At 69.4% G+C, this 23711-nt stretch carries 16 protein-coding genes and 1 riboswitch; of the genes, 9 read left to right on the top strand and 7 right to left on the bottom strand.

Annotation, left to right across the window (positions count from 1 at the left end):
- Positions 1-362: 362 nt before the first annotated feature.
- The 4 genes from ACM9LZ_RS20675 (at position 363) to ACM9LZ_RS20660 (ending at position 7063) form a co-directional block, all read left to right on the top strand.
- On the top strand, positions 363-1088 hold the full coding sequence (locus ACM9LZ_RS20675) for a GntR family transcriptional regulator (protein WP_416621417.1): 726 nt from the start codon (positions 363-365) through the stop codon (positions 1086-1088).
- A gap of 27 nt (positions 1089-1115) precedes the next feature.
- On the top strand, positions 1116-2324 hold the full coding sequence (gene manD, locus ACM9LZ_RS20670) for a D-mannonate dehydratase ManD (RefSeq protein ID WP_416621416.1): 1209 nt from the start codon (positions 1116-1118) through the stop codon (positions 2322-2324).
- Between the two features lie 81 nt (positions 2325-2405).
- The gene (locus ACM9LZ_RS20665; RefSeq protein WP_416621415.1) at positions 2406-3773 is read left to right on the top strand and encodes an MFS transporter; all 1368 of its coding nucleotides are present in this window, start codon (positions 2406-2408) and stop codon (positions 3771-3773) included.
- A gap of 161 nt (positions 3774-3934) precedes the next feature.
- Entirely contained in the window at positions 3935-7063 is a 3129-nt protein-coding gene (locus ACM9LZ_RS20660; RefSeq protein ID WP_416621414.1) for a TonB-dependent receptor, read from the top strand.
- Positions 7064-7164: 101 nt separating this feature from the next.
- On the opposite strand, the gene ACM9LZ_RS20655 is transcribed toward ACM9LZ_RS20660, so the two are convergent.
- Positions 7165-7473, bottom strand: coding sequence for an acylphosphatase (locus ACM9LZ_RS20655; RefSeq protein ID WP_416621447.1), 309 nt, complete (start codon positions 7471-7473; stop codon positions 7165-7167).
- 107 nt (positions 7474-7580) lie between these two features.
- Here ACM9LZ_RS20655 and ACM9LZ_RS20650 point away from each other — a divergent pair, with 107 nt between their 5' ends.
- Positions 7581-8138 carry a GNAT family N-acetyltransferase gene (locus tag ACM9LZ_RS20650; RefSeq protein ID WP_416621413.1) on the top strand — a complete coding sequence of 186 codons (558 nt, stop codon included), beginning with the start codon at positions 7581-7583 and terminating at the stop codon, positions 8136-8138.
- Between the two features lie 129 nt (positions 8139-8267).
- Here the strand turns inward: ACM9LZ_RS20650 and ACM9LZ_RS20645 are convergent, their stop codons facing one another.
- The 4 genes from ACM9LZ_RS20645 to ACM9LZ_RS20630 all read right to left on the bottom strand — a co-directional run bounded on the left by ACM9LZ_RS20645 (position 8268) and on the right by ACM9LZ_RS20630 (position 13018).
- A complete protein-coding gene (locus ACM9LZ_RS20645) occupies positions 8268-9749 on the bottom strand; it encodes a cobyric acid synthase (protein ID WP_416621412.1) in 1482 nt (493 codons plus the stop codon).
- Entirely contained in the window at positions 9749-10270 is a 522-nt protein-coding gene (gene cobU, locus ACM9LZ_RS20640; RefSeq protein WP_416621411.1) for a bifunctional adenosylcobinamide kinase/adenosylcobinamide-phosphate guanylyltransferase, read from the bottom strand. The genes ACM9LZ_RS20645 and cobU overlap by 1 nt, the downstream gene beginning before the upstream one ends.
- Positions 10267-11082, bottom strand: a complete 816-nt coding sequence (locus ACM9LZ_RS20635; RefSeq protein WP_416621410.1) for an ABC transporter ATP-binding protein — start codon at positions 11080-11082, stop codon at positions 10267-10269. The genes cobU and ACM9LZ_RS20635 overlap by 4 nt, the downstream gene beginning before the upstream one ends.
- A gap of 76 nt (positions 11083-11158) precedes the next feature.
- Positions 11159-13018 carry a TonB-dependent receptor plug domain-containing protein gene (locus tag ACM9LZ_RS20630; RefSeq protein WP_416621409.1) on the bottom strand — a complete coding sequence of 620 codons (1860 nt, stop codon included), beginning with the start codon at positions 13016-13018 and terminating at the stop codon, positions 11159-11161.
- Positions 13019-13229: 211 nt separating this feature from the next.
- Positions 13230-13426, bottom strand: a riboswitch (cobalamin riboswitch).
- Between the two features lie 256 nt (positions 13427-13682).
- On the opposite strand from ACM9LZ_RS20630, the gene ACM9LZ_RS20625 reads away from it, so the two are divergent.
- The 3 genes from ACM9LZ_RS20625 (at position 13683) to ACM9LZ_RS20615 (ending at position 20732) form a co-directional block, all read left to right on the top strand.
- Positions 13683-15767: a methyl-accepting chemotaxis protein gene (locus ACM9LZ_RS20625; protein ID WP_416621408.1), complete on the top strand. Its 2085-nt coding sequence runs from the start codon at positions 13683-13685 to the stop codon at positions 15765-15767.
- Positions 15768-15990: 223 nt separating this feature from the next.
- Positions 15991-17226 (top strand): metallophosphoesterase family protein, encoded by a 1236-nt coding sequence (locus ACM9LZ_RS20620; RefSeq protein ID WP_416621407.1) that lies wholly within the window; start codon positions 15991-15993, stop codon positions 17224-17226.
- On the top strand, positions 17226-20732 hold the full coding sequence (locus ACM9LZ_RS20615; protein WP_416621406.1) for an AAA family ATPase: 3507 nt from the start codon (positions 17226-17228) through the stop codon (positions 20730-20732). The genes ACM9LZ_RS20620 and ACM9LZ_RS20615 overlap by 1 nt, the downstream gene beginning before the upstream one ends.
- A 129-nt stretch (positions 20733-20861) precedes the next feature.
- On the opposite strand, the gene ACM9LZ_RS20610 is transcribed toward ACM9LZ_RS20615, so the two are convergent.
- Both ACM9LZ_RS20610 and ACM9LZ_RS20605 read right to left on the bottom strand, forming a co-directional pair.
- The gene (locus ACM9LZ_RS20610) at positions 20862-21686 is read right to left on the bottom strand and encodes a hypothetical protein (RefSeq protein ID WP_416621405.1); all 825 of its coding nucleotides are present in this window, start codon (positions 21684-21686) and stop codon (positions 20862-20864) included.
- Between the two features lie 123 nt (positions 21687-21809).
- Positions 21810-22703 carry a LysR substrate-binding domain-containing protein gene (locus tag ACM9LZ_RS20605; RefSeq protein ID WP_416621404.1) on the bottom strand — a complete coding sequence of 298 codons (894 nt, stop codon included), beginning with the start codon at positions 22701-22703 and terminating at the stop codon, positions 21810-21812.
- A gap of 128 nt (positions 22704-22831) precedes the next feature.
- Between ACM9LZ_RS20605 and ACM9LZ_RS20600 the strand changes: the two genes are divergently transcribed.
- Positions 22832-23596 (top strand): phytanoyl-CoA dioxygenase family protein, encoded by a 765-nt coding sequence (locus tag ACM9LZ_RS20600; protein WP_416621403.1) that lies wholly within the window; start codon positions 22832-22834, stop codon positions 23594-23596.
- Positions 23597-23711: the final 115 nt, after the last annotated feature.

The raw sequence follows: 23711 nt of genomic DNA, 5'->3' as shown, positions 1-23711 counted from the left end.
GATAGACTATGGAGTTTGTGTGTGAAAAATCAAAGAATATGATAGACAAGTGACCTTGTCTGTCGAAAATGAGAGCCAAACTGGCTTGTCTGTCAAAATTCCCGGTTTTCGACAGACAAGCCAGTTTGTGTCACCAGATCGATAGCCAAACCGGCTTGTCTATCAAAATTCCGGCTTTCCGATAGACAAGCTGGTGTGCGCCCCTTGGCCCAGCCGTTTTTACCGCTAACATTATGCTTGACCCTTTCTGGTATGGTAGTATACATGAATGGTAACGGCAGCGACATTGCTATGATTGCCGCCGATCTCCACCCTTGAACGGGTGCCGGGGGATCGGGAATGAATTTCAGGGGGGTGAACGCTTGGAACGGGACCAGCAAAGGCCCGGCCTGCGGCCGATCGACATGGACAGCAGCGAACCCGTGGCGCGCCGCGTCTTTCGGGAATTGCGCCGTGCCATTGTCCGCATGGCCTTCCTGCCGGGGCAGGCCCTGTCGGAACAGGATATCGCCGACCAGCTGGGCGTGTCGCGCCAGCCGGTGCGGGAGGCCTTCATCAAGCTGTCGGAGGCGGGGTTGCTGCTGATCCGGCCGCAGCGCGGTTCCTTCATCGTGAAGATCTCGGTGCGGCAGGTGTTCGATGCCCGTTTCGTGCGCGAGGCGGTGGAGGTGGCCGTCGTCGCCCGTGCCGCGGCCGAGGCGGCGGCGCGGCATATTGATGAGTTCCGCGACAACCTGAAGCAACAGGCCGATGCCGTGGCCGACCGCGACCATGGCCGTTTCATGGAACTGGATGAAGCCTTTCACCGCGCCATCGCGTTATCCGTGGGCTGCGACTATGCCTGGCGCGTGGTGGAGGAGACGAAGGCCCAGATGGACCGGGCCCGCTATCTTTCCATTGCCGACACCACGCCCCTGCCGCGCCTGATCGCGCAGCACACGGCTGTGGTGGATGCCATCGCCGCGCATGACGGCGAGGCGGCCCAGGCGGCCATGCGCACCCATTTGCGGGAAATCCTCACCTCCCTGCCGGAGCTGGAGAAACGTTTTCCCGCCCTGTTCAACCATGATGTTCCGGAGACGCCGTAAACCTTGCGCGTTCCGGGGGAGCCACCCATGCGCATCACCAACGCCTATTGCATCGTCACCTCGCCGGGGCGCAATTTCGTGACGCTGAAGATCGTCACGGACGAGGGCGTGTACGGCATCGGCGACGCCACGCTGAACGGCCGTGAACTGGCCGTCGCCTCCTATCTCAACGACCATGTCATCCCGTGCCTGATCGGCCGCGATCCGCAGCGGATCGAGGATATCTGGCAATATCTGTACAAGGGCGCCTATTGGCGGCGCGGACCCGTCACCATGTCGGCCATCGCGGCCGTGGACACAGCATTGTGGGATATCAAGGCCAAGGTGGCGGGCCTGCCGCTCTATCAGTTGCTGGGCGGGAAAAGCCGTGACGGGGTCATGGTCTATGCCCATGCCAATGGCCGCGACATCGAGGAGGCGCTGGACCGCGTCGATTACTACCGGGAGAAGGGATTCAAGGCCATCCGCGTGCAGACGGGCGTGCCCGGCCTGGACAAGGTCTATGGCGTCCAGAAGGGGGAGGCGTATGAACCCGCCATCCGGTCAGCCGCCCCCGACGAGACGCTGTGGGCGACCGAGCCCTATCTGGATCATGCGCCCCGGCTGTTCGAGGCGGTGCGCGACCGGTTCGGCTGGGATCTGCACCTGCTGCACGATGTGCATCACCGCCTGACCCCCATCGAGGCGGCGCGGCTGGGCCGGTCGCTGGAACCCTTCCGCCTGTTCTGGATGGAGGACCCGACCCCCGCGGAAAACCAGGAGGCCTTCCGCCTGATCCGTCAGCACACGACCACGCCCATCGCCGTGGGGGAGGTGTTCAATTCCATCCATGATTGCCGGGAACTGATCCAGAACCAGTTGATCGACTATATCCGCGCCACCGTGGTCCATGCCGGCGGCATCACGCATCTGCGCCGTATCGCCGGCCTGGCCGAACTCTACCAGGTGCGGACCGGCTGCCATGGTGCGACGGACCTGTCCCCGGTCTGTATGGGGGCGGCCCTGCATTTCGACACCTGGGTCCCGAATTTCGGGGTGCAGGAATACATGATCCATTCGGCGGAAACCGACGCCGTGTTCCCCCATGCCTACAGCTATGCCGACGGTGCCCTGCATCCGGGCGAGGCGCCGGGGCATGGCGTGGATATCGACGAGGAACTGGCCGCGAAATACCCCTATACCCCCGCCTATCTGCCGGTGGCCCGCCTGCGCGACGGCACCATGTGGAACTGGTGAGGCCAAAGCGGGGGCCATCGCCCCCGCCGCCAGGGGCCGGTGAAGAGTGATTTGTAAGGTCGCGCGCGCGGGGAGGGTTGAGTGGCCCGCCGCGCCGACCGGTTTCGAGTAGCCAATCCCGCAACGCTGCCGCCGGCGCCCGATGGGCCGGTGAAGCCCCCGCTTTGCCTGAAGGAACGCATCCGCATGCCCACGGACAAGAGCATAGGCCGGCGCTGGATCGTCGTGGCGCTGCTGTTCACGGCCACGATCATCAACTATGTCGACCGGCAGATGCTGGGGCTGCTGAAGCCGTCCCTGTCGGAGGAGTTCGGCTGGACGGAGACGGATTACGCCGACATCGTCTTCGCCTTCCAGGCCGCCTATGCCGTCTTCTACCTGCTGTTCGGGCGGTTCATCGATGTCATCGGCGCGCGCTGGGGCTATGCGCTGGCCTTCACGGTCTGGAACCTGGCCCATATCGCGCATGCCGCCGCCGCCACGCTGGTCCAGTTCATGGTTGCCCGCCTGTTCCTGGGTGCAGGCGAGGCGGGGAATTTCCCGGCCGGGCTGAAGGCCGTGGCCGACTGGTTTCCCCGGCGCGAACGGGCCCTGGCCGTGGGCATCTTCAATGCCGGGGCCAATATCGGCGCCATCATCACGCCGCTGATCGTCCCCGTCATCGCCTATAAGTGGGGCTGGCAGGCGGCGTTCGTCATCACGGGCGTGCTCAGTTTCGGCTGGCTGGTGGCGTGGCTGGCTTTCTACCGCACGCCCGAACAGCATCCGGGCGTCAGCCCCGCCGAACTGGCCCATATCCGGTCCGACGCGGCGGAGGCGCCGGGCAAGGTGGCCTGGGCGGTCCTGTTGCGCCGGCGGGAGACCTGGGCCTATGCGCTGGCCAAGTTCCTGACCGACCCTGTCTGGTGGCTGTTCCTGTTCTGGCTGCCCGACTTCCTGCACCGGTCCTATGGGCTGGACCTGAAGGGGTTCGGGCCGCCGCTGGTGGCCATCTATATCCTGTCCGATGTGGGGTCGGTGGCCGGCGGCTGGTTCTCGTCCCGCCTGATGCGGGGCGGCATGGGGGTGAATGGCGCCCGCAAGCTGGCCATGCTGGCCTGCGCCGCCTGCGTGCTGCCCGTCATCTTCGCCACATCGGCGGAAAGCCTGTGGCTGGCCGTGCTGATCCTGGGACTGGCCACGGCCGGGCACCAGGGCTTCTCCGCCAACCTGCTGACGCTGCCGTCCGACCTGTTTCCCCGTGCCGCCGTGGCGTCCGTGGTGGGCATCGGCGGCATGGCCGGGGCCGTCGGCGGCATGCTGATGTCGAAATTCACGGGCTGGGTGCTGGATACGTCCGGCAGCTACACGCCCATCCTGCTGGTGGCGGCGGGGGCCTATCCGCTGGCCCTGCTGGCCGTCCACATCCTGTCGCCGCGGCTGAAACAGGCGGCGGTCGGCAACGGGTGACGGGCCGGTTCATCCCGCCACCCCACCGGTACCCATGACCCGCCCAGAGCGGGGCCATGGCGCCCAAAAATGGTAGCGCTATCAAAAACCAAGCGCTGGAACCCGCACGTGATCAGCCAAGCGCGGCCCGCAGCGGCCGCCTCAAAAGGGAGGGAGTGAACATGCGTGAGCAAACAGACCGGACCGGCCGTGCGGCCGGACGGGGCCGGGGGATGCCTGTCAGGGCGATGCTGCTGGTGGCGACCTGCCTGTCGGCGGGCGCCATGCTGCCGGCCCAGGCCCAGACCGTGACGGGCGGTGCCGGTGCCGACACGCTGGAGGAGATCGTGGTCACCGGCTTCCGGTCCAGCCTGGCCAACTCCACCAACGCCAAGCGCAACGCCACCGGCTTCCAGGACGCGATCTTCGCGGAGGACATGGGCAAGTTTCCCGATACGAACATCGCGGAAAGCTTCAACCGCGTTCCCGGCATCACCATCGCCCGCGAGGTGACGGGCGAGGGGCTGAACATCGCCATCCGCGGCCTGGGCACCAATTTCACCCGCGTGCTGCTGAACGGCGCCCCCGTGGCCGTGGCATCGACGGGCCGCACGGACGCCCAGAGCACGAACCGCGAGGTCGACCTGGACATGTTCCCCACGGAACTGTTCACGCAATTGACCGTATCCAAGTCGCCCCAGGCCAGCATGGTCGAGGGCGGGGCGGCCGGCACGGTCGACATGCGCAGCGCCCGCCCGTTTGATTATGATGGCCAGCGCGCCAGCTATTCGCTGCAGACGACCAAGAGCAGCAAGGCCGGCAAATGGGGCGGCCGCGGTTCCTTCCTGGCGTCGGACACCTGGGGCAAGTTCGGGGCGCTGGTCGGCGTCGCGGCCGTGCGCAATCATGTCAGCACACCGGGCTTCGAGACGATCGGCTGGACCAACGCCAACCTGACGGCGGCACAATGCGGCGGCGCCTCCCACTGCATCACGGGCACCGGCAGTACCAGCATCGGCGGCAACAACTGGTCCATCCCCGGCACGGTGCCGGCCAATGCCGGCAATGGCCTGACGACGGGCGCCACGCTGGACCGCGCGGCGCTGCTGGCCCTCAATCCCGGCCTGACGATCGAACAGATCGACAATGCCATGATCCCGCGCCTGGGCCGCCCCGCGGAGATCTTCGGCCGGCGCGACCGCGTCAATTCCGTCGCCTCGTTCGAACTGCAGGCCACCGACGACCTGCATTTCTTCCTGGACGGCATGTATGGAAAGAAGGCCAACGACCTGCAGCGTGTGGACATGAACTGGGTCGGCCGCAACGGTGCGGCCATCCCGCTGAACATGAAGGTCGATCGTGACGATTGCTCGCTCGGCTGCGTGGTGACGGAGGGTACCTTCGCCAATTCCCAGTTCTTCCTGGAATATCGTCCCTTCATCGAGGATACCGAGTTCTGGGGCATCAATCCGGGCTTCGATTACCAGATTACCGACAATCTGAAATTCGATGTGCAGGCCAATTACACCAAGTCCAAGTTCCACCGGGAATCGCCCACCTTCCTGGTGCTGACGCCCGCCAATTCCGGTGTCACGGTCGAATACAGCAATGATGGCGGCATCCCCAGCATCGTGCCCAACGTGGACCTGAATGATCCGGCCCAGTTCGGCTGGCCCGGCGGCCGCGTGAACATCCAGGACGAACGCCGCGAGACCCGGACCAAGGGCGTGCGGGGCAACCTGACCTGGGGTGACAGCGATCTGAACCTGCGGGTCGGCGCTGCCTGGGACGATGTTTCCCGCTATATCCGCGCCTATGACAACAGCGACGCTTGGCAGGCCGCCGTTTGCGGCAACAACCCGTCGGTCTTCATTCCCCGGCCCAACAGCCAGCCGCCCTGCAACGGGCTGAACCAGCCCGGTGCGGCGCCCGCCGGCTATCCGACATATCCGGGTTATGGCACGGGCTACACGGCGGGGGCGTCCGGCCAGATCAGCTATGGCGGATCGCTTATCCCCAACAGCGCGATTGCCAGCTATCTGCGTCCGGGCAAGTTCGGCTTCGTCACCGTGGACTGGGACCGGTTCAAGGCCGACAGCAAGTATGACCAGTTCCATGGCGACGCCCCGGAATCGGGAGCGTCGAATACAGGCGCGTCCGGCGGCTTCATCTGGGAGAAGACGCTGGGTGCCTATGGCGAGGTGAACGGCATCCAGGAGGTCGATGGCAACAACCTGCGCTTCAATCTGGGCCTGCGCTGGGTCCAGACCGACCAGAAGGTCGGCGGCCGGGTTTCCCTGACCGATCCCCGCAACACGCCGGTGGCGGGGGGGCCGTCGCTTCCCGACGGTGCGCAATATCCCTCCATCGTCAATGTCGTCTATGTGAAGAACACGTATGACAATTGGCTGCCCTCGGCATCGGCTGCCTATAATGTCGCGGATAATGCCGTGGTCCGCGCGGCCCTGTCCAAGACCATGACCCGCCCGGACCCCAATGCGCAGTTGCCGGGCCTGAATTTCAGCACGCCGTCGGCCGATGTCGGCTCGGTCGGCAATTCGGCCCTGTCGCCCTATATCTCCGAGAATATCGATCTCGGCTTCGAATATTATACGGGCCGTGAGGGCTATATCGGTGTCGCGGCCTTCCGCAAGTCGATCACGGGCTTCACCGTCAATGGTTCCCGCACGGTGGCGTTCGGTGCCCTGGCCCAGTATGGCGTCACCTACGAGACGCTGACGGCAGCCCAGAAGACCGCCATCGATGCCCGCGGCGGGCCGGGGTCGGCCACCGTCGTCCTGCAGCAGCAGGTCAATGCCGAAGGCCGCCTGACGGTCAACGGGCTGGAATTCAACTGGGTGCAGCCGCTGGACTTTCTGCTGGAAGACGTGGTGCCGGGCCTCGGTTTCCTGGCCAATGCCACCATCATCGACCAGAAGGGCAAGGGTGCCGCCCCCGCCGTGGCCATCGGCGTCGCGGATTACACCTACAACGTCACGGCCTATTACGAACATGGCGGCATCTCGGCCCGCATCTCGCAGACCTTCACCAAGGGATCGCAGTCCAGCGGCACGAACCAGAACGGTATCGGCCGGGCCGCGATCTTCAGTGACGATTACCGTCAGTGGGATTTCTCCTCCAGCTTCGACCTGGACGAACTGACAGGTTCCAAGGGACTGCCGCAACTGACCTTCGACGTCATCAACCTGACGGCATCGGAACAGCGCAGCTACTTCCAGTTTGAAAACGCCACCTTCACATCTTACAAGCCCGGCCGCACCTTCCTGGTCGGCCTGCGCGGCCGGTTCTGACCGGACCGGCTTTCCATTTCCCTGCCAAGCCTTGGGGGGCGGTGCCACACACCGCCCCCCTTCTTTATCCGCGGGGACGATGGCGCCATCTGATGGCGGGATCAGGCGGTGGGGTGCTGTTCAAAGCCCGACGGGCCGGGGTCGGCCGCTTCCGACACCTTGACATTGATGACGATGGCCGAGGGGGGACCCCGCCAGCAGGCATCCAGCATGGCATCGACATCGGCGCCATGGCCGGCGAACAAGGCCTCCACGCTGCCATCGGTCCGGTTGCGGACCCATCCGTCCAACTGCCGGGCACGGGCCTGCTCCACGGTCCAGCCGCGATACCATACGCCTTGGACTCGTCCCGTGACGGTGACGCTGACGGCGCGCCGGTCTTCCATGTTGTTCGCCACTTTGTCTCGCATCATTGGCGCCTATCCAGCCTGCTGGCGCCCGGCTTGTCAATCATGCTCGCCAAGGCCGGGATTCTGGGGCAGCATGGCAGCGGATGCCGCTTGTCCGGAGGAGGGCCATGACCGCCAGCCTGATCCGTTCCGCCAGCCCCGCCGATGCCGCGGGCATCGCCGCCGTGCATGTCGAAAGCTGGCGCGCCACCTATCCCGGCATGCTGCCCGACCGCTATCTGGTGGGCCTGTCGACCGCCGTTCATGAACGGCGCTGGCGCGGGCTTTTGCAAGGGCCGCCACAGCGCGGCCGCCGCACCTTCGTGGCCCAGGCCGGGGGTGAGGTCGTCGGCTTCGCCTCCTGCGGGCCGCAGCGCACGGGCCTGCCCGGTTATGGCGGGGAGTTCTACGCCGTCTACCTGCTGGACCGGGTACAGGGCCAGGGGCTGGGCCGCCGCCTGCTGGGGGCGATGGCGCAGGGGTTGCTGGCCGACGGGCGCGGGGCGGCCGTGGTCTGGGTGCTGCGCGACAACCCGTCGCGCTTCTTCTATGAACGGCTGGGGGGGGCGCTTCTGGCCGAACAGCCGCTGTCCTTCGCCGGGGCCCGGCTGACCGAATGCGCCTATGGCTGGGCCGACCTGCTGCCCCTGGCCCGCTTGGCCGCCGACCCGCCGGTCAGTGGCTAAGCAGATTTTCCGAACGCCGCCCACAGATGGGCGGGCTCGGAAAATCTGCAAACCATGGAGTCGGCAGGTTCCTCCAGGCCGGGCCATGTATGGCCGATCTGGAGGAACCTGCTTAGGAGGTGTGGACTCTCAGAAGGACGCGACGGACAGCAGCCCGTCCAGGTCCAGATGGGTTTCCACCGCCGCGGCGCAGGCATCCAGGGCCGCCTCCACCGCCTGCCCGTAGGACAGGGCGGAGGTGACGCCATGGCCGGCCAGGAAATGCCGGCGGAAGCTGTCGGCCGCGAACAGGCCATGGATGTAGCAGCCGGCGATACGGCCATCGGCGGACACGGCCCCTTCCGGCCTTCCGTCCGCCAGGCGCAGCAGGGGGCGTTCGCGGGCGGGGCCATCCGTCAGGCCGACATGCATCTCGTAGCCGGTGAAGCCGTGACCGCCGGAAAGATCCGTACCGGCCACAGCCTGCAGGGTCTTGGCGCCCGTCAGCATGGTATCGACCTCCAGCCAGCCCAGCCCGTCGACGCTGCCGGCGGGCCCCTCGATGCCGCCGGGATCGGCGATGCGACGGCCCAGCATCTGATAGCCGCCGCAGATGCCCAGCACGCGGCCGCCGCGCCGGATATGGGCGCACAGATCCACGTCCCAGCCCTGGGCGCGCAGAAAGGCCAGGTCGGCCATGGTGGCCTTGGTGCCCGGCAGGATGACGAGGTCGGCATCCCCCGGCAGGGCGCGGCCCGGCGGCACCATGGTCACGGCCACCCCCTGTTCCAGGCGCAGCGGGTCGAAATCGTCGAAATTGGCGATGCGGGACAGCATGGGCACGGCGATGCGCAGCCTGTGTCCGCGGCCCGCGTCACGCCAATGGTCCAGCACGACCGCATCTTCCGCCGGCAAGCGGGCGGCGGCCGGCAGGAAGGGCAGCACGCCGAAGCCCGGCCAGCCCGTGCGGCGCACGATTTCCGCCAGCCCGTCATCGAACAGGCGGATGTCGCCGCGGAACTTGTTGATGATGAAGCCCCGGATGGCGGCGCGGTCGGCGGCGTCCAGCACGGCATGGGTGCCGACCAGGCTGGCGATCACCCCGCCCCGGTCGATGTCGCCGGCCAGGATCACGGGCACGCCGGCCGCCAGCGCGAACCCCATATTGGCGATGTCGCGGGCGCGCAGGTTCACCTCGGCCGGGCTGCCGGCCCCTTCCACCAGGATCAGGTCGGCCCCGTCCCCCAACCGCTGGAAGCTGTCCAGCACGGCCGGCAGCAGCGTGCCGCGGCGCTGTTGGTAGTCGGCGGCCTGGGCCGTGCCCGTCATCCGGCCCTGTACCACCACCTGGGCGCCCGTGTCGCTCTGGGGCTTCAGGAGCACGGGGTTCATGTGGACGCTGGGCGCCACGCGGGCGGCGCGGGCCTGCAGCGCCTGGGCCCGCCCGATCTCCCCGCCATCGGCGGTGACGGCGGCGTTGTTGGACATGTTTTGCGGCTTGAACGGCCGCACGGCCAGCCCCCGGTTGCTGAAGGCCCGCGCCAGCGCGGCCACCAGCAGCGACTTGCCCACATCCGATCCCGTGCCCTGGATCATCAGGGCACGCGGTCGTGCCTTGGTTTCCGGCGCCATCAGGGCACCTCCTTCAAGGTCAGGGGCAGGCCTGCGGCCATGAACAGCACGCGCCGCGCGATGGCCGCGACATCCTGGTTCAGCCGTCCGGCATGGTCGCGGAACAGGCGCGACAGGGCGTCGCCGGGCACGATGCCCAGCCCCACTTCGTTGGCGACCACCACGGTGGGCACGGGCAGCAGGGATAATGTCCCCAGCAGCAGGCGGCATTCGGCCGGCACGTCGCGGCCGGCCAGGATGATGTTGGTCAGCCACAGGGTCAGGCAATCGATCAGCACGGGTCGGCCTGTGCCGCCGGCTGCCGACAGGGCGCCGGCCAGGTCCAGCGGCTCCTCCACAGTCACCCAGCCGGGTATGCGGCCGGCGCGGTGGTGGGCGATGCGGTCCGCCATCTCCGCATCCAGGGCGCGGGCCGTGGCGATATAGGTCCAGGGGCCGGGCAGGCCCGTGACCAGGCTTTCGGCCATGCGGCTCTTGCCCGACCGGGCGCCGCCCAGCACCAGCGTCGGCCCTGCCGTCACGGTGCCGGCCCGCCGGCCGGCATGTCCAGCCGCCGCCAGGGCAGAGCATAGGGCATGCCCTGATGCCCGCCACGCAGCAGCTCCACGCCATAGACCTGTTCGATGATGCCGCCATTCAGCAGGGGGACCGGGGGGCCGTCGGCCGCGACCCTGCCGTCGGCAGACAGAAGGCACAGGCGGGTGCAGTGGCGCAGGGCCAGCGACAGGTCGTGCAGCACGACGATGACGGCCATGCCGCCGCGTGCCAGCGCGGCCAGCAATTCCATGACCTGAAGCTGGTGATAGGGGTCCAGCCCGGCCGCCGGCTCGTCGGCCAGCAGGATGTCGGGTTCCCCCGCCAGGACGCGGGCCAGCATGACCCTGGCCCGTTCCCCGCCCGACAGTTTCAGCACGTTGCGGCCGGACAGCGCTGTGACGTCGCACCGTTCCATGGCGCGGGCGATGGCCGCCCTGTCAGCCGCCGTCTCCCCGCTCCACGGGCCGGCCCAGCCATTGGCATGGGGCAGGCGCCCCAGCGTGACCACGCGCTCCACGCTCAGCGGCCAGTGGCAATCGGCGCCCTGTTCCAGGAAGCCCAGCCGCCGGGCCCGCTGCGCCCGTGTCCAGGAGCCCAGCGGCTGGTCGTCCATCAGGACGGACCCGCCATCGGGTGTGGCAAGCCCCGCCATGATGGACAGCAGCGTGGACTTGCCCGCCCCGTTGGGGCCGATCAGGCCCACGCATTCCCCGCCCGTCACGGACAGGCCGGCACCCGTCAGCACCGGCCGGCCACCCCGCCGCATATGGATATCGAGGGCGGCCAGCCGCGTCATGGCACCACCCCTGTGCCATCCCAGGCGCCGGCAGCGGCGGCGGGCAGGGACCGGACGGGGGCGGTGCCGGGCCGCATCAGAAGGTCACCGTCACGCCGCCATAGGCCGACCGGCCCGGCGCACGGTAGGACCGGACCTCCTGATAGTCCTTGTCCAGCAGGTTTTCCACGCGGCCGAACAGGCTGAACCGGTCGGACACCCGCCAGCGGGCCGTGGCATCCACCACGGTGGAACCGGCCAGGATGGGGGAGGTGGCCGCGGCGGTGTCACGCTGCTTGCCGGCATAGCGCAGAGCCGCCCCCAGATCGATCCCGTCCACCAGTGTCCAGTCGATGCTGGCGTTGAAGCTGTCCTGCGGCCGGCGCGGCAGGTCGCGGCCCGTCAGCCGGTCCTTGGCGTCCAGATAGGTGTAGTTGGCCTGGATCAGCACGGCTTCCACGGGGCGCGCCTGGAAGCTCACCTCCACGCCCTTGGTCCGGGCGCTGGCCACGTTCACATAGGCGCTGGTGAAGCCGATCATGTTGTCATAGGTGTTGCGGAACAGGCTGGCCCCGAACGACAGGCGCCCGTCCAGCAGCTTCTGCTCGAACCCGACATCGACGCCCTTGCCATCCTCGGCCTGCAGGCTGGCATTGCCGTACCAGGGGGCATAGAGCTGGTAGAGCGAGGGCGCTTTGTTGGCCGTGCCGTAGGAGGCGCGCAGCACCGTGCCCGTGGCCGGCACCTGATAGGCGCCCGTGATGCGCCAGGTGGCCTCGGTGCCGAACTGCTCATGGTCGTCGATGCGGCCGCCCAGGGTCAGGGTCAGATCATCGGTCACCGCGGCCAGATACTGGGCGAAGGCGGACTTGGTCACAACCTTGTCGTCGATGTCGGTCGTGGTGGCCGTGGCCGTCGTATTGACGATCTTGGCGCTTTCCTCATCGACCGACAGGCCGATGGTGGCGACATCGCGGTCGCGCAGGCGCAGATTGCCCTGATAATCCAGCGCCTTGCGCCGGCTGTCATACTGGGAGAAGCGGTACCAGCCCGTCGGCTCGTCGAAATCGCGGTCCGTGCTGGCATAGGAGGCGGCCAGGCTGTTCTCGAACGCGCCGCCCAGCAGGGTCAGATTGGCGGCCGCGCGGACGTGCCAGTCCTCCTTCTCCAAGGCCGCGTCGCCGTCGGCGGCGAACGGATCATACTCGCTGTCCAGCCAGGACCAGCCGGCATTCAGGTCGAAGCGCAGCGTCTCCGACGCCTGATAGCCGACGCGGCCCGACACCGACCGCGCGTCGCTGCCATCCTTCTCGTTGCCCACGAAGGTGCGGGAAAAACCGTCGGTGTGGTAGTTGCTGGCCGTCAGGGCGTATGAGACATCCTGTTGCGCGCCCGTCAGCGACGCCTGCTGGCGGAAGGTGCCGAAGGCGCCGCCTTCCAGCGTGGCGCGCAGCGTCGGGGCGCCGGTGCCCTGGCGCGTGATGATGTTGATCACGCCGGCCATGGCGTCATTGCCATAAAGCGCGCTCTGCGGGCCCTTCAGCACCTCGATCCGGTCGATATCGACCGTCGACAGGCTGGCGAAGTCGAACTCGCCGCCGGTGGTGGAGGTGTCGTTCACCTCCACGCCATCGACCAGCACCTTGACCATGCCGGCTTCCGACCCGCGCAGCCGCAGGGTGGAGGTGCTGCCGAAGCCGCCCGAACGGGAAATGGAGACGCCGGGCACGCGCTTCAGCATGTCCAGCACCTGGACCTGCTGGCGCCGCTCGATCTCGGCGGCATCCACGATATCGACCGTGCTGCCTACCCGGTCCTGGGCGGTGGGCACGCGGTTGGCCGACACGATGATCTCGGCCACCTGCACGGGCTCGCCCTGTTGCGCCAGGGCGGCGGGCACGCACAAGGTGGCGCCGGCGCACAGCAGCGCACGGCGGAAAAGGTTATTGGCAGACACTTCGCACCACTCCGTTCCGTTCATCGACGAATTCGGATGGCGTGCGCCGGGCGCGGCTGTTCCTGACCGGAACGGCTGGCCGCTTGTCGAATGCATGTCCCGGTGCCGGGGCCGTCCGGCCCCTTCTTCCCCTGGTTCACCCGCGCACTCCTTCCGAAGCGCCAGCGCGAAACGGTGAACCGTCCCATCGGGGCACCCCGCCCAATGGCCGCGCGACGCATTGCCGATGGCAGGTCTCCTGGCTTGCGGGTCGCGGAGCTGCCCGGCCTTCCCAGTTTCCCAGTGGCCATGACGGGCATTTCTCGCCGCTTACAGTTGCGGGGGCAGCCGTGGCATCGACACCCTTGCGGGCGTCCCACCACGTTCCCTTTTCACCCCTTTCGAGGAACCATCGATGGCCCTCCCTTATCGCGGCTGTGAAAAGGGCGCAAGCGGCGATCCCCCATTCCCGCCATGCCGGAAACGGACATGTGGCACAATGGTGACGGCACGGATAAAAGCGCCAGCGGCCGGTAGCCGACAGGGACCGGGACATACGATCGAAGGTGGTATTTTTCGTGATCCTGCCCGCAAGATGACGGGTGAGCCGGCGGCATGCCCACCATTCCCCGCCGGCCGCAAAGCACATGGATGCAGTCACGTTTCCCACCGGATTTTAAGGGGAATGCCTATGATCCTGTCGCTGCGCTCCTCCTTGAAGACACGCCTGGTCCTGTCGGGGATCGGGCTTTGCCTGGGTCTGGGCCTGGCACTGACCATCGGTGCGGCCGTGCAGTCCCACCGCACCGCCGGCGAGCAGGTCCGCCAGGCCATGGCGGAATCCACGACAGGCTTCGCGCTGATCGCTGCGGACCTGATCGCCAAGGCTGTCGACAACGCCCATATCGTGAATGCCCAGGTGGAAGGCGGCCTGCGGTACGAGGGTTTCTCCCGCGCGATGCTGTCCGCGCAGGTCGCCGCGGCCGTGGCAGCCAATCCCGACATCATCGGCGTGACCACGGCGTTCGAGCCGAACAGCTTCAATGGCGATGACAGCACGGGCATCGGCGTGCCGGGGGCGGATGCCGCGGGGCGCTTCGTGCCTTACTTCTTCCGGGGGGCCGACGGCACGATCGGCACGGAGTCGCTGGTCATGACGGTGGAGGCCGGGATCAAGGAATGGTACCTGGACCCGCTGGCTGCCAACCGCACCATGCTGACCGTGCCCTATCTCTATCCGATCGAGGGCAAGGAGGTGCTGCTGGTCACCGTCAGCACGCCCATCCGCCGTGACGGCCGGCCCGTGGGCATCACCACCACCGACATGGCGCTGACCGCGCTTCAGCAGCAATTCGCCGCCTTTCGGCCGCTGGAGCGGGGCGATGTCCGGCTGCTGGCACAGAATGGCCATTGGGTCGTGCATCCCGACGGTGCCCGCCTGAACAGGCCGCTGGACGATAAGGGGCTGGCCGATCTGGTGGCGCAGGCCCGCCGCAACGGCCGCCCCACCCATGACACGCTGATGCTGGACGGGCAGGAGCGGCTGGTCTTCGCCACGCCGATCACCTTTCGCGGCGTGCAGGAACAATGGATGCTGGTCACCAGCGTGCCGACCGCCGTCATCCAGGAGGCGCTGCTGCGCAGCGTGGGCACGCTGGCCACCATCAGCCTGGTGCTGATCGCCATGGCCGCCGGCCTGTTCGCCTGGCTGGGCAACAGCCTGGCCCGGCCCATTCTGTCGCTGACCGCCGCCATGGCCGGCGTGCGGCGCGGCGACCTGGCGAGTGCCATTCCCGGGGCCGACCGCGCCGACGAGATCGGGCACATGGCCGAGGCGGTGGCCGCCTTCCGCGACGGGCTGGCGGCGGCGGAGCGGCTGCGCGCCGAGGCTGCGCGCAAGGAGGCGGAGACGGAGGCCAAGCTGCGGGCCGACCGTCTGGCACTGGCCGACCGGTTCGAGCGGGAGGTGGGCGCCCTGCTGCGCGCCGTGGCCGGCAATGCCGAGCGCATGGTCGATCAGGCCCGGCAGATGTCGGCCGATTGCGCCGACACCCAGCAGAGCGCCTCGATCGGCGCTTCTGCCGTGACGGAGGCGGCGTCCAACGTGCAGACGGTGGCGTCGGCGGCCGAACAGTTGCGCGCGTCCATCACGGAGATCGGCACCCAGGTCCAGATGTCGGCCACCATCGCCGCGCGTGCCGAAGAGGAGGCGGGCGGGGCCAGCACCACGGTCGATGCCCTGACCCGCAGCGCCGAGCGCATCGGCGACGTGGTCGGCCTGATCAGCGACATTGCCAGCCAGACCAACCTGCTGGCCCTGAACGCCACGATCGAGGCGGCCCGCGCCGGGGCGGCGGGCAAGGGGTTCGCCATCGTGGCGGCAGAGGTGAAGAACCTGGCGACCCAGACCGCCAAGGCCACCGACGAGATCGCCGAGCTTGTCGGGTCCATCCGCGGCAGTTCGGGCGATGCCGCCCGCGCCATGAACGGCATCATCGCCACCATCCGCACCATCAACGAAACGGCGACCGCCATCGCCGGCGCCGTGGAACAGCAGACCGCCGCCACGCAGGAGATCGCCCGCAACGTGAACGAGGCGGCCGGCGGCACGGACGACGCCTCGCGCGCCATCCAGGGCATCGCCGACAAGGTGCTGGCCGTGACGGAAGCCGCCGCCACGGCGCTGGACAATGCCAGCAAGGTCCGCGACAGCGCCGGGGCCGCCGATCAGGAGGTCACGCGCTTCGTGGCGCAGGTGCGGGAGGGATAGGTGCGGGCCCAGGGCCGAAGCCGAAGCCCATTGCACGGGCGGGTGCAGAACGGGTAATACCGTTTCCCGGTGATCGCCACCGATCACCGGGCTGCAATCGCCAGCGCCCCCGTCCGTGGGCTCGGGGCTACTGTGGGCTCGGCTATGCGCCAGGTGGCGTGCGGCGGCCGTCGCCGCCATACCGGTTCGCCCCGCCCCGCCCTTACAGGTGACTGCCCGCCCCATGCGCTTTCTGCACGCCGCCGACATCCATCTGGACAGCCCGCTGCTTGGCCTTGCCGCCCGCGCCGGAGAGCGGGCGGAAAAGCTGGTGGGGGCCACGCGCCGCGCGTTGGTGCGGCTGGTCGATACCGCGATCGGAGAGCAGGTGGCCTTCCTGGTCATTGCCGGCGACCTTTACGATGGCGACTGGCGCGACTTCATGACGGGCCTGTTCTTCGCGGCCCAGATGGCCCGGCTGGAAAGGGCCGGCATCCAGGTCTACCTGCTGCGCGGCAATCATGATGCGGAAAGCACGATGACGCGGCGGCTGGCCCTGCCGCCGAACGTGCATGTCTTCGATCACCGGCGGCCGGAAACCTTCCGGCGGGAGGATCTGGGCGTGGCGCTGCATGGCCGCAGCTTCCACACCCGCGATGTCACCGACAATCTGGCGCTGTCCTATCCGCCACCGGTGGCGGGCTGGCTGAATATCGGCGTGCTGCATACGGCGCTGGAAGGCCGGCCGCCGCATGCACGCTATGCCCCCTGCACACCGGCCGACCTGAAGGCCAGGGGGTATGATTACTGGGCGTTGGGCCATGTGCATGAGCGTGCCGTGCTGGACCGCGACCCCTGGATCGTCTTTCCCGGCAACCTGCAGGGCCGGCACGCCAACGAGGCGGGACCCAAGGGCGCCACGCTGGTCACCTGTGCCGCGGGCCGCATCGCGGACGTGGCGCACGTGGTGCTGGATGATGTGCGCTGGGCGCGGGTGGAGGTGGACCTGACGGGGTGTGGGGATGACCTGGACCTGGCCGACCGCGTGGCCGGCGCGCTGACGCGGGCCGTGCAGGAGGCGGGGGACCGCACCCTGGCCGTGCGGCTGGTCCTGTCGGGCGCCACGCCCCAGCACCGCCGGCTGAAGGGCGATCCGGCCCGGCTGGCGGCGGAAATGGAACTGGCGGCGGCGCGGGCCGGCGGTGACATCTGGATCGAGAAGGTCGCCACCCGGACCCGCGACATGGCCGAAGGCCCCGCCCTGCCGGGCGACGCCCTGTCGGAACTGGCCGACAGCCTGCGGGTGCTGAAGGACGACCCGCAGGCGCTGGCCCCGCTGATGGAGGATATCGGCCAGTTGCGGGCGCGCCTGCCCGACCGCGCGGTCGAGGCGCTGGGGCTGGAGGGGGAAGGCGCGCTGGCCGCCCTGCTGGACGATGCCGAGGCCCTGCTGCTGGACCGGCTGGCGGAGCGGACCTGATGCGTATCGACCGGCTGGATCTGGAACGCTACGGCCATTTCGAGGGGACGAGCCTGGACCTTTCGGATGGGAAAGCCCGGCTGCATATCGTCCATGGCCATAACGAGGCCGGCAAATCCACGACCCTGCAGGCCATCTGCGACCTGCTGTTCGGCGTGCCGGAGCGGTCGCGCCTGGGGTTCCGCCACGGCAACAGCGCGCTGCGCATCGGTGCCGCCCTGCGCCTGCCCGATGGCCGCGTGCTGGAGGTGAAGCGCCGCAAGGGCCGCACGGCCACGCTGCTGGACGGCGACGGCGTGGCGCTGCCCGACACCGTGCTGGCCCCATTGCTGGGCGGCATCGACCGCGCGGCGTTCGAGCGGCTGTTCGGCCTGGATCATGAAAGGCTGCGGGCCGGGGGCGAGGCCATGCTGCAGGCCGGCGGCGATCTGGCCCGCACCCTGTTCCAGGCCGGCAGCGGCCTGTCGGATCTGAATGACCGCCTGTCCCGTCTGGCCCGCGATGCCGACGAGATCGGCAGTCCCCACCGGCGGCAGGCCGGCAAACCCCTGTGGCAGGCCATCGACGCCCAGGCCGCCGCCGCGGCCCGCATGCGCAGCGAGGCCACGAAGGCCGAGGCGTGGGAGGCGGCGGAGGGCGCCGTCACCACGGCGCAGGCGCAACTGGCGGCCATCCGCGCCGCCCTGGCCGAGGCGCAGCGGACCCGCAGCCGGCTGGAGCGGCAGCGCCGCGTCCGTCCGCTGCTGGCCCGGCTGGACGAACAGGCCCGCCTGCTGGCTGCCGAGGGGGAGGGGCCGGACCTGCCCGATGATCTGGCCGACCAGTGGCGCCGGGCGGAAACCCACCTGATGACGGCCAGCCGGCAGGCCGAGCGGGCACGGGAGGAGGCGGGGGCCGCCACCGAGGCCCTGGAGCGGGCCGGGGAGGTGCCGGCCCTGCTGTCCCTGGCAGCCCGGATCGAGGCGTTGTACCAGCGGCAGGGGGAGATCGCCAAGGCGCGGGCCGACCTGCCGCGCCGCCGGCAGGAGCGCGACATCACGGCCGCCCGGCTGGAACAGGCGGCCCGCGATATCGGGCTGGATACCGACGATGCGGCCCGGCTGTCGCAACGCCAGCCCGACCGGCGGCTGGTGGCGCGCATCCGCGACCATATCCGCGCCCATGCAAGGCTGGACCAGGCCCTGGCCGATGCGCACCGCCGGGCGGACGCGGCGGCGACGGCCGCGCGCCAGGCCGACCGCCAGCCCGTGCCCGACGCCCCGGACCCCCGCGATCTGGCCCGCGCCGAGGCGGCACTGGCCGCCGCCCAGCGGCCGGGGGCCGTGGAACTGCATCTGGACCGGGCCGAACGCGCCCTGGCCGAGGGGGAGGCGCGCATCGCCCGGATGCTGTCGCGGCTGGGCCGTTTCCAGGGCACGGCCGCACAATTGGCAGCGCTGCCCCTGCCCGCCATGGATGCCGTGGAGACCCAGCGCCAGCAGGAGACCGCCTTGGAGAACCGCCGCCAGCGGCTGGAGGCGGACGCCCGCGCCATCGCGGAGGAGGGGCAGCGCCTGCGCCGGTCCTTGCGCGAACTGGCCGAGGGCGGGGAGGTGCCGACGCCGGCCGCCATCGCCGATGCCCGCCGCCATCGCGACCGGCTGTGGGCGGGCCTGCGGCCGCATCTGGACGGGCCCACCACCGCCCCGGCCGATGCCGTGCCCGGCTTCGAGCAGGCGCTGCACGGGGCCGACCGGCTGGTCGACCTGCGGGAACGCGAGGCCGCCCGCGTGGCCAGCTATATCCGGGCCGAGAGCGACCTGGCCGCCCTGATGGAGCGTGAGGCCGCCCTGGCGCGCGAGCAGGCGGCGCTGGAGGCCCAGGGCACGGAGATGGCGGCGCGCTGGCAGGCCCTGTGGGGCCCGGCGGGCGTCGGCCGGCCCGGCGCCCCGGCAGAGATGGCGGCCTTCCTGACCCAGGCCGATGCGGTCATTGCCGCCCATGCCCAGCAGGCGGAGCAGCGCGAGACGCTGGCCGCCCTGGCCGCGCAGGCCGGGCAATGCATGGATGAATTGCGGCAGGCGCTGGCCCTGTGCGGTGTCGCCATACCCGGCGACCAGCCGCTGGCCCGGCTGCGCGGGGAGGCGGAAGCGGCGGTGGCCACGGCGCGGCAGGCGCTGGAGGCCGCAACCCGCGTGGCACAGGAACGGCAGCGCGCCCGCGATGCGCTGGAGGCGGCGCGGGCGGAAAGCACCCAGGCCGAGGCGGCGATCGACGCCTGGCGGCAAGCATGGTCGGCCGACATGGACGCCATCGGCCTGCCCGCCGATGCCGGCCCGGCGGAGGCGGAGGCCGCCCTGCGCGGCTGGGAGGATATCGGCAGCGAACTGCGCCATCTGGCCGATCTGGATCACCGTATCGCGGCACTGGAGCGCGATATCGGGGGCCATGGGGCGGAAGGGGCGGCGCTGGCGGCGGCGGCGGCGGCCTTTTCGCCCGGCCTGGACCTGGATGTCGCGGCCGATGCCGTGCCCCGCGCGCTGTTCGCGGCGCTGGCCGCGGCGCGGGAACAGGCGGCCCGGCGCGACCTGCTGGCCGAGCGTCAGGCCCGCGCCGCCGAGGCGCTGGAGGCGGCGCTGCTGGCCGAAAGGCGGGCGGGTGAGGCGCTGGCCGATCTGCGCTGCCTTTACCGGCTGGCGGAGGGGGCCGACGTGCCGGCCCTGGTGGCAGCGGCTGCCCGGCGGCGGGCGCTGGTGGCGCAGGGGGCTGCCCTGAGGACCGAACTGGCCCAGGCCGGCGATGGCCATGACCCGGAGCAGTTGCGCGTGGAGGCCGATGCCGCCGACCCCGATGCCCTGGCCGCCGACGCTGCCGCCCGCACGGCGGAGATCGAGCGCCTGCAGGGTGAACTGGCCGACATGTCGGCCCGGCTGCGCGATGCCGAACGCGGGCTGGACGAGATGCGCGGCCGCGCCGGCATCGGCGGGGCGGCCCAGGACGCGGCCGATGCCGCGGCGCGGGCTGCCGAACTGGCCGGCCGCTGGCTGCGGCTGCGCGCCGCGGCCCTGCTGCTGACCCAGGCCGTGGAGCGGTATCGCGACCGCAACGAGCATCCCTTGCTGCGGCGGGCGGGGACCATCCTGGCTGCCATGGCGGTCGGCGGCGGCAACCCCGTCACGCGGCTGAAGGTGGATTACGGCGATGCCGACCATCCCGTGCTGGTCGGCGTGCGCCGGGATGGCGCCGACGCGCAGGTGGAGGATATGAGCGAAGGGCTGCGCGACCAGTTGTTCCTGGCCCTGCGCATCGCGGCCGTGGAGGCGCATGTCGCCCGCGCCACCCCGCTGCCCTTCATTGCCGACGACCTGTTCATCACGTCCGACGAGCGCCGCACCCGCGCCGGCCTGCTGGCGCTGGCCGAACTGGGCGGGGTGACGCAGGTGGTGCTGTTCACCCATCACCATTATGTGGTCGATGCCGGGCTGGAAGCGCTGGGCGACGGCGTGCGCATCCACCGGCTGGGCTAGGGCCGGGACGGCCTAAGCAGGTTCCTCCAGATCGGGCCACACATGGCCCGGTCTGGAGGAACCTGCCGACTCCATGGTTTGCAGATTTTCCGAGCCCGCCCATCTGTGGGCGGCGTTCGGAAAATCTGCTTATGCCTGTTGCCAGAGGCCCCGCACCAGATCCTTCAGCCGCTGCGCCTCCTGCCAGCGATCGGTCAGCTCCCGGCCCTGGCTGTCGACGACGGCATAGGGCGGTGGCCCCAGCTCGACCATGAAGCTCAGCGTGTCGCCGGCCGCGGCCCGTGCCCGCCAATGGTCGAACCCGCGCCGCCACCAGCCCGCGAACAGGTCCAGCCAGGGCTGGTGATGGCCGCCGATGGGGGCCTGGACCTGATGGGCCGTGGCGACACGCCCATGGAAGGCGTGCGCCCGGCGCAGCACCCGGTCGATGGCGGCGTGCTTTGCCGCGTCGATGGGCAGGTCCCATTCCCCGGCCACGACATAGTGGCAAAGGTCCGCCGTCAGCGGCAGGTCGGGCAGCGCGTCCAGCAGGCGCAGGAAGAAGGGCAGGTCCTGGCTCAGCCGCGCCCGGTGCGTCTCGTAGAAGACGGGAAGCCCGGCGGCCCGGCGCACGACCTCCATCCCCTCCATCAGCCGCACCGCGTCGGCCACCCGGTCCAGCGGCCCCCGGACCTGCACGTTCAGGTGATGGGCCCCCAGGCGGGCCGCCTCGTCGGCATAACGGGCCAGTTCGTCGGCGCTGCCGGCCAGCACCTGTGCCTCCCAGGCAAGGCCGCGTTCATTCATGAAGCGGGCGGTGACGGCCGTGCGCTCCTTGCGTACCAGATTGGTGCCGGCCCCGTCGAACCCGGCGTCGATGACGGCCTGCAGGGCCGTTTCCAGGTCGTTCCAGACATCGAAGCCGGGGCACTGATCCAGGCCCCAGATGGATTGCAGGACGAGAAGGCGGGGCATGGGCGGCATCCTGGCGGGCGGGGACAGGGGAGGGGAAACGGTATGAGGCATGGGCGCATCAGCGGACCATCAATGCGCCGTTCCTGTCTAGGTCCCGTCCGCGCAAGGGCCGATGCGCGCCGCTCATGACCCGCGCAGGCAGTCCAGCGCCTCCTGCCGCACGGCTGCGCGCAGCCAAGCGACGGGCGGCGGGGTGGGGCCGATATCGGGTTCCATCAGCGTGAAATCGAAGCCGATGGCCGGCGTCACGGGCCGCACGGGCAGCCCCAGCCGGCGATAGAGCCGGGCCGTGAACGGTTCCACGATGGCCAGGCCCAGCCCGGCCTCCACAAAGGCGTACATGGGCAGGGATTGCTGGCATTCGACATGGCGTTCCACATTCACCCCCGCCGCCGCCAGGGCGGCGTCGATGCCGTTCCACAGGGCATCGGCCTCGTGCATGGGCCCCACGAAGGCCTCTCCCGCCAGATCGGCGATGGCGATGGCGGACCGGTCCGCCAGCCGGTGCCCCGCCGGCAGGGCGCAGACATAATCGGCCCGTACCAGCAGGTCGGCGCGGACCCCCTCCCGCGGGGGGGCGGCGACGCCGATGCCCAGATCGGCCTGCCCCAGGAAGACCCGATCCTCGATCGCGTGCTGACCCACCGCCTCCACCGTCACCTTGACGTCCGGATGCTGCCGGCGGAAGGCGTGCAGGACGGGCGGCAGCAGCGAGATGGCGATATTGGCCAGGCAGGCGATGCGCACCGTCCCCACGGGATGGGCCCTGATGCGCCGCGCGGCCTGGGCCAGCAGGTCCAGCCCGGTGAAGGAGCGCTGCACGGCCTCGAACAAGGTCTCGGCCTGGGCCGTGGGATGCACCCGGCCGCCCCGCCGCTCGAACAGCGGGAAGCCCACCGAATGTTCCAGGTCGGCGATCAGCCGGCTGACCGATGGCTGGGAGATGTTCAGCAGGGAAGCCGCGGCGGTGACGCCGCCGCTCATCATCACGGCCCGGAAGGCTTCGATCTGTCGCATGCGCATGGGTTCATAGTATTCACGAATGAAGTGCTGATGCAATTCGATTGGATGCGATGGCCCGCGCCGCCGCAGAATGGTCCCCGGCATCAAACCGATTGGGGCCAAACCATAAGCGGGAGGAAAAGATGAAGTACGAACAGCAGCGCGAGCAGTTCCAGCGTGAAGGCTATGCCGTGTTCGAGCGGGTGCTGGAAGGCGAGCTTCTGGACATCCTGCGGGCCCAGTGCGGCCGCATGGTGGAACGCGAGGATGCGCGCCTGGATGCGCTGGGCGTGGATGTGGACGGCATCACCCATCGCGGCAACCGCTATTTCGCCGGCGAATGCCAGCGCGTGCAGCCCGAACTGCGCGAGATGCTGTTTTCCGAGGTGATGGCCGACATCTGCCGCGCCACCCTGGGCGACGACGCCTATTTCTTCTATGACCAGTATGTCGTGAAGGGTGCGGGCGGCGGCATGTCCTTTTCCTGGCACCAGGATAGCGGCTATGTCGTGGGCAATGGCGGACCGCCGGACCACAAGCCCTATCTGACCTGCTGGTGTACGCTGGACGACACCACCATCGAGAACGGCACCGTCCGCGTGCTGCCCTTCAGCCAGGTGCCCGCCACGCGCGACGGCATCGTTCCCCATATCCGCCAGCCCGGCACCAACGACCTGGTCGGCTGGTCCGGTGACGAGGAAGGCGTGGTGGTGGAGGTGCCGGCCGGCAGCGTGGTCGCCTTCTCCTCCCTGCTGCTGCACGCCACGGGGGCCAACCGCACCGACCGGATGCGCCGCGTCTATCTGGCCCAGTACAGCCCGGAAGTGATCCTGAACCCCGGCACGCGCCAGTTGCGCCGCAACGCCATCCCCGTGCTGCGCAATGGCCGGCAGGTGACGTTCTCCTGATCGGTTGGGGCGCGCGCCACATGGCGCGCGTCGGCAGTCGCCGCCGGTACCATACCAGTGGCCGAAAATCTTGACCGATGGTCAAGGCTTTCGGCACCTCAAGCGCTGGCGCCCA

The organism is Niveispirillum fermenti (assembly GCF_048066175.1).
GTDB classification, from domain to species: domain Bacteria; phylum Pseudomonadota; class Alphaproteobacteria; order Azospirillales; family Azospirillaceae; genus Niveispirillum; species Niveispirillum fermenti.
The sequence above is the reverse complement of the archived record's forward strand: the minus strand, read 5'-3'. Positions and strand labels throughout refer to the sequence as shown.

Bases quoted from the DNA above. Each gene is read 5' to 3' on its own strand.
- ACM9LZ_RS20635 (WP_416621410.1), bottom strand. From the start codon at position 11,082: ATGACGCGGCTGGCCGCCCTCGATATCCATATGCGGCGGGGTGGCCGG.
- ACM9LZ_RS20610 (WP_416621405.1), bottom strand. From the start codon at position 21,686: ATGCCCCGCCTTCTCGTCCTGCAATCCATCTGGGGCCTGGATCAGTGC.
- manD (WP_416621416.1), top strand. From the start codon at position 1,116: ATGCGCATCACCAACGCCTATTGCATCGTCACCTCGCCGGGGCGCAAT.
- ACM9LZ_RS20650 (WP_416621413.1), top strand. From the start codon at position 7,581: ATGACCGCCAGCCTGATCCGTTCCGCCAGCCCCGCCGATGCCGCGGGC.
- ACM9LZ_RS20645 (WP_416621412.1), bottom strand. From the start codon at position 9,749: ATGGCGCCGGAAACCAAGGCACGACCGCGTGCCCTGATGATCCAGGGC.
- ACM9LZ_RS20625 (WP_416621408.1), top strand. From the start codon at position 13,683: ATGCCTATGATCCTGTCGCTGCGCTCCTCCTTGAAGACACGCCTGGTC.
- ACM9LZ_RS20605 (WP_416621404.1), bottom strand. From the start codon at position 22,703: ATGCGACAGATCGAAGCCTTCCGGGCCGTGATGATGAGCGGCGGCGTC.
- ACM9LZ_RS20600 (WP_416621403.1), top strand. From the start codon at position 22,832: ATGAAGTACGAACAGCAGCGCGAGCAGTTCCAGCGTGAAGGCTATGCC.
- ACM9LZ_RS20620 (WP_416621407.1), top strand. From the start codon at position 15,991: ATGCGCTTTCTGCACGCCGCCGACATCCATCTGGACAGCCCGCTGCTT.
- ACM9LZ_RS20655 (WP_416621447.1), bottom strand. From the start codon at position 7,473: ATGCGAGACAAAGTGGCGAACAACATGGAAGACCGGCGCGCCGTCAGC.
- ACM9LZ_RS20615 (WP_416621406.1), top strand. From the start codon at position 17,226: ATGCGTATCGACCGGCTGGATCTGGAACGCTACGGCCATTTCGAGGGG.
- ACM9LZ_RS20660 (WP_416621414.1), top strand. From the start codon at position 3,935: ATGCGTGAGCAAACAGACCGGACCGGCCGTGCGGCCGGACGGGGCCGG.